Raw genomic sequence first — 11,515 nt, 5'->3', positions numbered from 1 at the left:
AAAAAAGACCGGCTTCTCTACCGGTCAAAAATTATTATGAAGAAATGAATGGAGTACACTATACCCCTTTATCCGAAATAGCGGTGGTACAAAGACTTCGCCTCTGCAACATGCTTCGTTCCATGCACCAGTACACGCCCATCTCGGAATAGGACAAGGCGTTTATCATCGGCTGTGAACGATAGTAAATACGGATTCACAAACAACTGCTCTACCTTATTCTCAAGCAGCTTTGCATGCTCCTCTGTACGTATTTCTCCAGAAAACGGCATACGAATTTGGACTGTGTCCCGACCACATAAAACCGTTGTTTTCGTCTGGTTTTCCTGCTGTAAGTACGGATAAACCGCTCCTTCTCCACAGGATGGACAACGCGGCTTTTTCAGCGGCTGCACATTCATCGTAGAATATTCATTTTGCCAAACATCAAAGGATATAAGCCTTTTTTGCAGGGAATCCTTATTATCGGTTAGAATCTTTAATGCCTCGGTCACTTGATGCGAAACAACCATGCTCACTGCAGGAGAAATAATACCTGCCGTATCACACGTAGCTATGCCGAGCGGAATCGACTCCAGTAAACAAGACAAGCAAGGTGTTTCACCCGGCAGTATCGTATACGTTAATCCATAGCTGCCGACACATGCCCCGTATATCCACGGGATATTATACTTTTGAGCCACATCGTTGATAAGAAAACGCGTTTCGAAATTATCTGTAGCATCAATTAGCAAGTCTACATCATGAACAAGCTGCTCTAGCTCTAAAGCTGTTACATCTTGTATGTGAGCAATAACCTCAATTTCTTTATTGATCGCATGTAATCGCTTTTGGGCAGCAATTGCCTTAGGCAGATGTTCCTCTACATCTTGTTCAGCGTACAACTGCTGCCTTTGCAAATTGCTCCAATCGACATAATCACGGTCTATAATCGTAATCCGGCCAACGCCGGCACGGGTGAGCATTTCGGCGCTTCCGCTGCCTAGCGCGCCCGCACCGATGATCAAAACATGCTTCTGTTGTAACCTTTCCTGGCCTTGCACACCAATTGGCGAAAACAATATTTGACGGGAATACCGACTATTCAAGAACGCTCATTCCTTCAATCGGACTGCTTGCTGTTGCATATCGCTTACGCGCAATGCGACCTGCTTCGTAGCCAAGTCGACCAGCCTCAATAGCAAGCTTCATCGCCTCAGCCATCTTTACTGGATCCTTAGCACCGGAAACTGCAGTGTTTAACAATACACCGTCCGCCCCTAATTCCATTGCCAGTGCAGCATCAGCTGGTCCGCCAATTCCCGCATCCACAATGACAGGTACCGTTGCCTGTTCAATGATAAAGCTTAAATTAAGCGGATTTACGATCCCAAGACCGGAACCGATCGGTGAAGCACCTGGCATAATCGCATGTACGCCTAGCTCCTGAAGCTTTCTAGCTAGCACCACATCATCCGATGTATACGGAAGCACTGTGAATCCTTCCTTCAGCAGCTCTTCACTTGCCTTTAATGTCTCAACTGGATCCGGAAGAAGTGTTTTCCAGTCCCCGATTACCTCAACCTTTACCATATCACAAAGACCAGAGGCTTTTGCGAGTTTAGCAATTCGGACTGCCTCTTCTGCTGTTTTTGCGCCAGCTGTATTAGGCAGAAGCGTGTATTTTGTAACATCAATTTTCTCTAATAAATTTGGCTGGCTTGCATCAAAGATATCCATGCGTCGCACTGCAAAGGTTAAAATTTCTGCTTCTGATACTTCAATTGCTTGTCGTTGCACATCATAATCGCTAAATTTTCCTGTACCTAATAATAAACGTGATTGAAATGAAAATGATCCAATTTTTAACATACTCATCCGCCTCCTACAAAAGTTACAATTTCAATTTGATCTCCATCAAATACTGATGCACCCTGGTGCATCGACTTCTCTAAAATCTCATTATTCTTCTCAACAACCACAATTTTGCCTTCCAGCCCTAAATGGGACAGCAATTGCTCTACGGTGGAAACTGATTCTGGTACATCTACTTTCCGCCCATTAATTTGTAAAATCAAACAAATTCCTCCTTACTTAAAAGAGTTTCCAGCAAGCTTTGCACATGCTTTCCTTCTATTAGGTCAGCCATATACTCACCGGTGATCGGGCTCAGCAAAATTCCATTGCGATAATGCCCTGCGCATGCATATAAGCCTGCTACCTCCGGATGTTCCCCCATATAAGGCATACCGTGGTTTGATTGCGGACGCAGGCCGGCCCATGCAGTATCCCACTCAGCTTGCTGCAGAGCTGGTACAAGACGAAACGCGCGCTCCATCAAGTAAGCGATGCTCTTGGCACATACCGTTTTGTTGTATGTATGCTGTTTAACAGTGGCACCAATCAAATACTGTCCGCCGCGCTTTGGTACAACATAAAATCCATCTTGAAAAATCGGCGCCTTTAGCAGAGGCTTATAGCTCTTGACGGAAACCATCTCTCCCATAATCGGATATGTTCCCCATGTAGAGTGAAAATTCTGTAAAAACTTTGTGCTCCATGCCCCAGACGCAACAATAACCTTGCTGCATGAAAAGGTTCCTTCCGTTGTCACAACACCCGTTACACGATCTTGCTCCTGCAAAATCTCAATAACCTCTGTTCCCTCGTAAATTGCTGTACCTGACAGAGCTGCAGAATGTGCCAAAGCACGCGTTAACTCAGGAGCAATAACATGCCCATCCTTCGGACAATACAGGGCGCTTATAATATGAAGCGCAAGCTCTGGCTCTTGTTCACGTAGCTGTTCACCGCTTAACAAATGCGTCTCTTCACCTGTTTGCAGCTGCCATTTCATAATGTGTTCCAAGCGCTTTGCTTCCTCTTCATTTTCGGCAATCCGATAAATGCCCTTCTCTTCATATGCAATATCAATGCCTGTTTTCTCGCGCAGTCGCGCTGCTAGCTTTGGAAATAAAGCGCGGCTTTTTCTGGCGAGCTCAAACAATGGATCGTACTCGTTCCATTCTGCTTGTACACCAAGAAGTCCAGCTGCTGCTTTAGATGCCTCGCCAGAAATCGTCCCTTTCTCAAACACCGCTACACTATGTCCTCTCTCAGAAAGAGAGTGCGCAACGGAGCAGCCGATTACTCCACCACCAATAATAATAACATCATATCCTTTGCTCATTGCCCTTCTCCCCACCTTTGAATCTGTTTTTCATACTCCTTTACTGCCTCTAAAGGATGGTTTGCATCCCAAATACTTGACATTACCGCAACCCCACTCGCGCCGGTGCCAAATACTGCTTTGACACGAGTTGGTATAATCCCGCCGATTGCCGTTACAGGAATTGTAAGCGTTGTTGCAATCTCTTGCAGCTCTTCCAATCCTCTTGGAGGAACCCCAGCTTTAGAACGCGTTGCAAATATATGACCGTATAATGCAGAATCTGCCCCCTCCTGCTGCTTACACAAAGCTTCCTCTAAAGAATGAACAGAACACCCTACATGAAGCTGCGGAAAACGATCCTTTATAATCCGAACATCAGCGCTTGTATAGCCTAACTGTACACGGTTCACACCCGTCAATAAAGCAATATCTATTCGATCGTTTATCACAAGCTTAGAGGGGAGGATGCCGCTTTGAATAAGAAGCATCACTCCCTCATATAATTCTTTCGTAGTTTTATTACGTTCGCGAATATGGATATAATCCACGTAGTCCACAATCTCTGCTGCAATAGTAGCCATTTGTGAAAATGATAGCTTTCCATTTGAAATGACGTGAAGCTCCCGTTTCATCTGCTGCTAACCTCTACTTTAACAAATTTTCATATAATTCTTCTGGAGCAACTTCCTTCTGTGCCATTCCCTTTTCCTTCAGCCACTTGCTTTGCTCTTCCCATGATTTTGAGGTTTGTGATAAAAACGGCTCATCCTTTGCTTCCATTTTGTCTAACAAAATACCCATACTTTCTTTTTCCACTGCAGGAATAAGCGGGGAGCTTGCTTTTTCTTCATGCTTTAATAAAATGTTCAAAGCCTCGTCTGGATTTTTCTTCATAAATTCATATCCTTTTTGTGCACCGCGAAGAAAAGCCTGCAATGTTGCTTTGTCCGTCTTAATCGTTTTCTCTCCTGCTACAAATACAAGCTCATAGTAATTTGGGACACCGTAATCGGCAGGGTTGAAATAAGCTGGCTCATAACCTTTATCTCGCAGCACCGGAACCTCATGATTGATATAAGCACCTGTTACCGCGTCTGTTTTCTTTGTAATTAGAGCTGGAACAAGATCGAACCCAACATCAACAATGTTTACTTTATTTGGATCCCCACCGTCTGCTTTCACCATTGATTTTACATATTCCTTACTAAGCTCCGTACCTGGAAAACCAACTGTCTTTCCTTCCAAGTCCTTCGGAGACGCAATACCTGAATCCTTCAAGGAAACAACACGATTTAAAGGGGAACGCACAACCGCCCCAATGGATTTCACTGGAATCCCTTCATTCGCCTTTGCAATAATAACATCTGGTTGATAGTAAAGACCTACTGTCACTTTTCCAGCAGCGGCCAATGTAAGTGGATCTGTTGGATTAGATGGAAATTGTACTTTTACATTAATGCCCTCTTCCTTGAAATATCCTTTTTCGATCGCTGCATAAATGAAGCTATGCACCGCGTTTGGGTACCAATCAAGCATGAGTGTTACTTCTTTTGTTTCTTTCTTTCCCGTTTTTTCAGCGTTTTCTGTTCCTTTTGAACAGCCTGCCATTGCTGTTACAAACAAGGCAGCAACGAGTAAACGAATAAACCACTTCATAAGTCTTTCCTCCAGCTGATGAATTTCTTTTCTAGTAGCGATACAATAACTACAAATAAAATTGCTAATAAAGATAACAGAAAAATAGGAGCGAATACGCCAGCCCCGTCTAGCTGCGTCATCATTCTTTTACTAAAGTAACCAAGTCCTGCCTGTGCTCCAAGCCATTCTCCAATCGCCGCTCCAATTACGCTCATCGGCACTGCGACCTTAAGCGCTGAAAAAAAGTATGGCAGCGATGCGGGGATGCGCAGTTTTAGGAAAATATCCCGTTTGCTTGCCCCATATGTGAATAGCAGCTCTTCCCATTCTTTCTTCGTAGATCGAAAGCCATCGTACGTATTTACCGCAATTGGAAAAAAGGTAATTAAAACTGTGACAACAACCTTACTCCAGATGGAATAGCCGAACCAAAGCACAAATAACGGTGCCAGAGCAGTAGTCGGAATCGTTTGCGATGCAACGAGCAGCGGATAAAATGCCTTCTCAGCAAATGAACTGACACTCATCATAATAGCAAGTCCCACCCCGAGCACGATAGAAATTACAAGACCGATTAAAACGACAAGAAGCGTAGCTGGAAGATGAACTGTAAATAAAATGTCCCGCAAATCCCATATTTTCTGCACAATCGCACTTGGAGATGGCAAGATATACATTTCATTTACAATCCGTGCCCCAACTTCCCAGCCAGTTAGAAGGATAATAGCAACGATAAGGGCCGGTAAGTAAGAAAACTGTTTCATACCGGCACCTTCCCTTTTAACATGCCAATAAGCTCGTCTTTGAGTTCCAGCAGTTCAGGTCTTGCCAAATCACGGCGTGTTCTCTCTTTTCCAAGAGGAACAGGCAACTCGGTAAGGAAGCAAATAGGCTGCTCTGTCACAACAAGCACGCGATTAGACAAAAACAAAGCTTCCTCTACGTCATGGGTAATAAACACGATGGTTTTCTCCCATTTCCTCCATTGATCATATAGCCATTCCTGCATATTTACCTTTGTAATTGCATCAAGCGCACTGAACGGTTCATCCAGCAGAAGCACATCCGCCCCGGTTAAGAAAGTGCGCAAAAAGGACACACGCTGACGCATTCCTCCAGACAAGTCCTTTGGACGCTTCCTCTCATAGCCACCTAGTCCGAAAATAGGAAGATACTCTCGCACCTTTGCATATGCTTCTCTTCGCTTCATTCCACGGCACTCTAACGGGAGAGCAGCATTTTCTTCAATTGTCCGCCACGGCAGCAGCAAATCCTGCTGCGGCATATAACCAACGGCCCCGTCTCTCGGCTGGATGCTTTCCCCATTTATCATGACCTTCCCTTGCTGTACTTTCTCAAGTCCGGTAACAAGGCGTAAAATAGTACTTTTCCCAGAGCCGCTCGGCCCAACTAAACTGACAAATTCTCCTTTTTGAATCGTAAGATCCAACTCTTCCAAAACATTTTTCCCATCCTCCGGATAAGAGAACGAAACGTTATGAAATTGTAGAACACTGCTCATCGAAACTCCACGTCTCCTTGCGGTAAGCCATATCCCAGAATAAATATTCAAAACGGCTTGTTGTCATAAAAATCTCTTCTAGATGTGCCAATTCCTTCTCTGACTTTCCTTCCGCCAGTTCATTCATTAACTCAATAACCCATATGCAAAGTTCCGCATACTCCTCTGAGCTATAGCCTCGAATCCATTCTCCATAAAACTCATGCTCGCTCGCACCCGGAACATTATTGAGACGTTTTCCAATCTCCCAATAGCTCCACATGCACGGTAAAAGGGAAGCCACAAGCTCAGCCAGCGTCCCGCTTTGTGATACGGACAGCATGTAGTTCGTATAAGCAAGATTCATGGATGCTGGCTTTGCTTGTTCCATTTCCTCTATCGAAATCCCAAGACGCTTTGCATATTCCTTATGGATGTTCATCTCACCGTTTAATATGCCATCAATTTGCCGAGCGAATTTGCTCATTACTTGCAAATCTTTTGCTTTCACAACACCTAGAGCATATACCTTTGCATATTCGATTAGGTACAAATAGTCTTGTATAATATAAAATTGAAACTTATCTAATTCCAGCTCTCCATTTCCAATCCCCTTTACAAATGGATGCTGATGACTTTTCTCCCAAATAGGCTGTACATTTTGAAATAATCTATCACAAAATTTCACTCTTGTTCCTCCTTCAGATGCCGAATTGAAACTTAATAAGGAAAACTCGTCGATTGGCGAGCCCTGCTTTTGGGCGAAGACAGAGGCGTAGTTGCATTATACTTTATTCCTAAAATTTCTCACTACGTCGAATTGTCTTCTAACTGGAAATTTATACTTTCCTACAGTGTAAAAAAACCGCTTCTACCAAGAAGCGGCCACATACAATCATTTAGAATGGTTGCTGCTTGCCACTTCCTTACGCTGGAATTATCCAGGTCAAGTAATAAGGGTTAAGGTTCCCCTTTCTCAGCGTCGCTAGCACCCCCAGTGGAAATATAACATATATCAAAAAGCCCGATTTCCAGCTAAGGGGAAATCGGGCTAATACGTTCATCATCCGTTTTCGCTTTCCTACGCTGGAATTATCCAGATCAGGTAAAAGGGTAAAAGACTATCGGTCTTACTCTCAGCCGGCCATACCAGCTCCCCTAGCACAATTTATTATTAACAGTGTTAAGTATATCACTGGGTTACACAATGCAGCAAGAGGTTTACCAGAAATTTTAAAAATGCAGAACCTAAATACTCCTCTATTTTGTAAAAAAAATATCCAAACTTACCTTTTTTTCTTTACTATACAAAAATATGGAAAAACATTGGGAATTTATGCTTTCTTAAGAGGCAAAATAGACCGCTGCCATAATGCTCAGTTCTACTGAGTGTATGGTAGCGGTCCATTATATAAGATAACCCAAACAGATACTTCTACTATTCGAGCTACCTCATATTTTTCTTATTCATGATGCTCTGAAATTTCACCCAATGCGTAGCCAGCTTGATCATCTGCATATTTTTCAATCGCTAAATCTCCGAGTGAGAGCATCCCTACTAACTGCCCATTCTCTACAACTGGAAGACGGCGAATTTGATGGCGGGCCATTAATTCGCTCGCCTTTTCAACTGGATCTGACGGAGATACACTAACAATGTCCGTTGTCATTACCTCTGTAATCTTGTTAGAACCAGGGTTCTTATCGGCAATGCCGCGAACTACTAGATCACGGTCAGTAACAATCCCGACTAAGCGATTGTTTTCTACAATTGGGATAATCCCAATATCCTCTTGCTTCATTTTTAAAGCTGCCTCATACACATTATCCACTGGAGTACAGCATGAAAGATCTGTACTCATTAACTCTCTTACTGTTGTCATCGCAATCCCTCCTTGCAACCATTATTGTAACCAACTTCACTGCCTTCATGTATTTATCGAGCAGGAAGAAGGTGGAGGATGCTTCCAGATTTCTCAGTAAGAGACGTTGTATGATACGTCCCCTTCACCCAGTCCTTCATTTGATCATGATACCACTCACTCTGAATATGACCAGACTGACCAGGAGCAACAATATGATAGCCTGTTGTTATATCGTGTAGATCTATCGCAAAATACGACGATACTCCACGATCAGCAAGACCTTCGGCATTAAAGCTGATGGATTGCACCGTATCGCCGCTTCCTCCAATAGGAATAGGCGTTTCCGGATTAAATAAATAGTTGTAAGGCTCTATATAGGACAATGGGTGGGTAAAAACAAGCCGGTGAAAATCACCCCATCGCCAATCTTTTACACTTGCCCCTTGGCTCTCCACAATACTTTGTACCGCCCCAGCTAAGGATTTCTTTAGTACCTTATCCAAGCCGCCTTGTTCTTGTATCCATGGTCCAGGCTGACCATTATGTGCTTCTCGAAGCAGTTGATCAATAACTTGTTCCTTTCCCTCAAACAATCTCTGCATATCCTCTGAAATATCCTTTTTAAATAAAACATCTCCAATCTCTTGCATCCACGTATGGAATAAAAGTGGCGCCGCTAAGTTTCGGTCATCTGTAAAGTCCCACTTTTTCAAAAGAGAAATTGCTTCCTGCTCTTGCTTTGTTAGTTCATCCTCTTTTATATGCTGCAGCAAAATAGGAACAAGTGAGCGTGCCTTAAGATTCAATTGGTCCATCTGCAGCTTTTTCATGTCCTCAACTGTAATGGCATTTTTTTGTTGCAGCACTTCCTGAATACGAGAAGATTGGTAGGATTGTATTCCTGTGCTGTCTATATGATATGGGTAAGATTGGTCAGCCATCTGATTAGTGGCAGCTGTAATAAATCCTTCTTGTGGATTCACAATAGTTGGAAGCTCCTCCCAAGGAATATAACCAGTCCATTCATATTCATCATTCCACCCAGGCACAGGCAAGAGACTATCCCCTTTTTTTCGAATCGGAATTTTGCCATTCATTCGATACGCAATGGTCCCATCCTTTGCAGCGAATACAAAATTTTGTGCTGGCGCCTGGAAATATGTAAGTGCTTCCTTGAAGGAGTTCCAATCCCTTGCACTATTTATACGAATGATTGCTTCAAGCTCTGTAGATGGCTCAGATGCTGTCCATTTGAGAGCCAATGCAGTTTCCGTATTCTCACTTCCTGAAATAATTGGTCCATGTCTTGTAATGACTGTTTTCGAATCCACTGCCGGTTTATCCTTTACACGGATCGCATCCGTAATAACCTGTGCCTTCTCCCACGTATCGTTATGTAAAAATTCATATGGATTATTTGGATTTCGCTTTTCTATATATAAATCCTGATCATCAGCATCGGCATTCGTAATTCCCCATGCAATAAACTCATTATGGCCGACAACAATGCCTGGTATGCCTGCCATTACTTCTCCGCTTACATTTAGCTCGGGAGACTGCAAATGTGTTTCATACCAAGGGGACGGAGTTGAAAGAGACGCTGATAAACTGTTAGCTAAAATCGGTTTTCCGGACTTTGTCTTACTTCCGCTGACAACCCAATTGCTTCCATTTAGTTCATTCAACACTACTTTCTCTGGAAGCAGCTTTGATAAATCTAAATGTGATTGTTTGACTGCACCTATAATTTCAGATGCGTCCGTTGGGGATGCTGGAAACAAGTCAAGTGCCTTTTCTTCTGATACAGTATTTAATAAATATTGGCGAAATGCCAGACTCTTCCAATGCCCTCCTAAATCAAAGGCCATTGATTTTCCAATTGTTAAAGAATCGACTGGTGTCCATGGCATTGCTTCATAACCAAGCAATGTAAATTCAAGCGGCCATTTATTTGCCTTTCGCACCTCATCTATGTATAAATTCACACCATCCGCATACCACTTTAACGCCTGCTTCGCTTCATTTGAATATAGATTATAGGATGCTTCAGCCGCTCTTCGCAAACCAAGTGCTAAAAAAAAATGGTCTTGTTCTATTGTTTTTTCACCCATTACTTCACTTAATTCACCAGATGCCTGCCGGCGGCTCAAATCCATTTGAAATAATCTATCCTGTGCTGTTACATACCCTTGTGACACATATAAATCGTGCAAGTTTTTCGCTTCAATATGCGGTACTCCTTGTTGATCTCGTGTGACCGTTACCGAATCCTGCAATCCCCTTAAAGAGATTTTCCCCTTAATAACGGGCGAGCTTCTTTTTATGTATAATGTTCCACCTGCATAAGCAACTGTAAGGAGCAATAGAATAGAGACCATGAATATAGTGAGAAATCGAACCCATTTTCTTTTTATTGGCTGCTGCTGCGTGACTGTATCTTGCATGCTTCCCACACACTCCTTTATGAGATTGGAAAAGCTTTATTGAGTAATAAGCTTGAAATACATTACCTAATTTATCCTTATTAACTCAACTTTCCCTAGTACTTCTTCTCCATCCCTCTGAACCTCCAACCTGGCTGTCCATACCAATTCCATTATATGTATCTGTCTCAAAGAAAATCTTATATAAAATATTCTTTTTTTTCCTTTATTTCTCCTTTTCCAAATAAAGGAAAATAACCTCTATCTTCGCCCTGCCCCCCGGCGAAGACAGAGGCGTAGTTACACTTATACTTTGTTCCTAAAATTTCTCACTACGTCGAATTGTCTTTCTGCTAGAAATTTATGCTTCTTAAAATGCAAAAAAATCCAGCAATATTTGCTGGATTTTTTAATGACCCGTACGGGATTCGAACCCGTGTTACCGCCGTGAAAGGGCGGTGTCTTAACCGCTTGACCAACGGGCCGTATGGCTCCGCAAGTAGGATTCGAACCTACGACCTATCGGTTAACAGCCGATTGCTCTACCGCTGAGCTATTGCGGAATAATCAAAATATAAACTTATTCAAAATATATGATGGGCCTAAATGGACTCGAACCATCGACCTCACGCTTATCAGGCGTGCGCTCTAACCAGCTGAGCTATAGGCCCATTTTGGCAGGGGCAGTAGGAATCGAACCCACACTGGAGGTTTTGGAGACCTCAGTTCTACCTTTAAACTATGCCCCTAAGAGTATGCCGGCTAGAGGACTTGAACCCCCAACCTACTGATTACAAGTCAGTTGCTCTACCAATTGAGCTAAGCCGGCATCATAGATTTTTGCTCGTAAACAAATAAAAGTGGCTCGGGACGGAATCGAACCGCCGACACGAGGATTTTCAGTCCTCTGCTCTACCGACTGAGCTACCGAGCCATC

At 43.1% G+C, this 11,515-nt stretch carries 11 protein-coding genes, 6 tRNA genes and 2 riboswitches; all 17 genes read right to left on the bottom strand.

What is annotated here, in order from left to right:
* Window positions 1-68 precede the first annotated feature (68 nt).
* Window positions 69-1,088 (bottom strand): thiazole biosynthesis adenylyltransferase ThiF, encoded by a 1,020-nt coding sequence (locus AAHB12_RS27925; RefSeq protein ID WP_342048441.1) that lies wholly within the window; start codon window positions 1,086-1,088, stop codon window positions 69-71.
* Window positions 1,081-1,857, bottom strand: coding sequence for a thiazole synthase (locus tag AAHB12_RS27920; protein WP_165350899.1), 777 nt, complete (start codon window positions 1,855-1,857; stop codon window positions 1,081-1,083). Before AAHB12_RS27920 ends, AAHB12_RS27925 begins: the two co-directional genes overlap by 8 nt.
* Window positions 1,854-2,057, bottom strand: coding sequence for a sulfur carrier protein ThiS (thiS, locus tag AAHB12_RS27915; protein WP_129731614.1), 204 nt, complete (start codon window positions 2,055-2,057; stop codon window positions 1,854-1,856). Before thiS ends, AAHB12_RS27920 begins: the two co-directional genes overlap by 4 nt.
* Window positions 2,054-3,169: a glycine oxidase ThiO gene (gene thiO / locus AAHB12_RS27910; protein ID WP_342048440.1), complete on the bottom strand. Its 1,116-nt coding sequence runs from the start codon at window positions 3,167-3,169 to the stop codon at window positions 2,054-2,056. The genes thiS and thiO overlap by 4 nt, the downstream gene beginning before the upstream one ends.
* Window positions 3,166-3,783, bottom strand: coding sequence for a thiazole tautomerase TenI (gene tenI, locus AAHB12_RS27905; protein ID WP_342048439.1), 618 nt, complete (start codon window positions 3,781-3,783; stop codon window positions 3,166-3,168). Before tenI ends, thiO begins: the two co-directional genes overlap by 4 nt.
* A 13-nt stretch (window positions 3,784-3,796) precedes the next feature.
* Window positions 3,797-4,807 carry an ABC transporter substrate-binding protein gene (locus AAHB12_RS27900; protein WP_129731620.1) on the bottom strand — a complete coding sequence of 337 codons (1,011 nt, stop codon included), beginning with the start codon at window positions 4,805-4,807 and terminating at the stop codon, window positions 3,797-3,799.
* A complete protein-coding gene (locus tag AAHB12_RS27895) occupies window positions 4,804-5,553 on the bottom strand; it encodes an ABC transporter permease (protein WP_342048438.1) in 750 nt (249 codons plus the stop codon). The genes AAHB12_RS27900 and AAHB12_RS27895 overlap by 4 nt, the downstream gene beginning before the upstream one ends.
* Window positions 5,550-6,311 carry an ABC transporter ATP-binding protein gene (locus tag AAHB12_RS27890; RefSeq protein ID WP_129731624.1) on the bottom strand — a complete coding sequence of 254 codons (762 nt, stop codon included), beginning with the start codon at window positions 6,309-6,311 and terminating at the stop codon, window positions 5,550-5,552. Before AAHB12_RS27890 ends, AAHB12_RS27895 begins: the two co-directional genes overlap by 4 nt.
* Window positions 6,286-6,978, bottom strand: coding sequence for a thiaminase II (gene tenA / locus AAHB12_RS27885; protein ID WP_129731626.1), 693 nt, complete (start codon window positions 6,976-6,978; stop codon window positions 6,286-6,288). The genes AAHB12_RS27890 and tenA overlap by 26 nt, the downstream gene beginning before the upstream one ends.
* A gap of 218 nt (window positions 6,979-7,196) precedes the next feature.
* A riboswitch (TPP riboswitch) is annotated at window positions 7,197-7,296 on the bottom strand.
* Between the two features lie 55 nt (window positions 7,297-7,351).
* A riboswitch (TPP riboswitch) is annotated at window positions 7,352-7,460 on the bottom strand.
* A 293-nt stretch (window positions 7,461-7,753) separates the two neighbouring features.
* Window positions 7,754-8,173, bottom strand: coding sequence for a CBS domain-containing protein (locus AAHB12_RS27880; RefSeq protein ID WP_342048437.1), 420 nt, complete (start codon window positions 8,171-8,173; stop codon window positions 7,754-7,756).
* Window positions 8,174-8,226: 53 nt separating this feature from the next.
* Window positions 8,227-10,599 carry a penicillin acylase family protein gene (locus AAHB12_RS27875; RefSeq protein WP_342048436.1) on the bottom strand — a complete coding sequence of 791 codons (2,373 nt, stop codon included), beginning with the start codon at window positions 10,597-10,599 and terminating at the stop codon, window positions 8,227-8,229.
* 392 nt (window positions 10,600-10,991) lie between these two features.
* Window positions 10,992-11,063, bottom strand: a tRNA-Glu gene (locus tag AAHB12_RS27870).
* Window positions 11,064-11,066: 3 nt separating this feature from the next.
* Window positions 11,067-11,141, bottom strand: a tRNA-Asn gene (locus AAHB12_RS27865).
* Between the two features lie 34 nt (window positions 11,142-11,175).
* Window positions 11,176-11,249: transfer RNA gene (locus AAHB12_RS27860), tRNA-Ile, on the bottom strand.
* 4 nt (window positions 11,250-11,253) lie between these two features.
* Window positions 11,254-11,327, bottom strand: a tRNA-Trp gene (locus tag AAHB12_RS27855).
* Window positions 11,328-11,334: 7 nt separating this feature from the next.
* Window positions 11,335-11,407 (bottom strand) — tRNA-Thr (locus AAHB12_RS27850).
* Between the two features lie 32 nt (window positions 11,408-11,439).
* A tRNA-Phe gene (locus AAHB12_RS27845) sits at window positions 11,440-11,512 on the bottom strand.
* Between the last annotated feature and the right edge of the window lie 3 nt (window positions 11,513-11,515).

Source organism: Bacillus sp. OTU530 (assembly GCF_038440375.1).
This window is presented reverse-complemented; position numbering and strand designations above follow the sequence as displayed.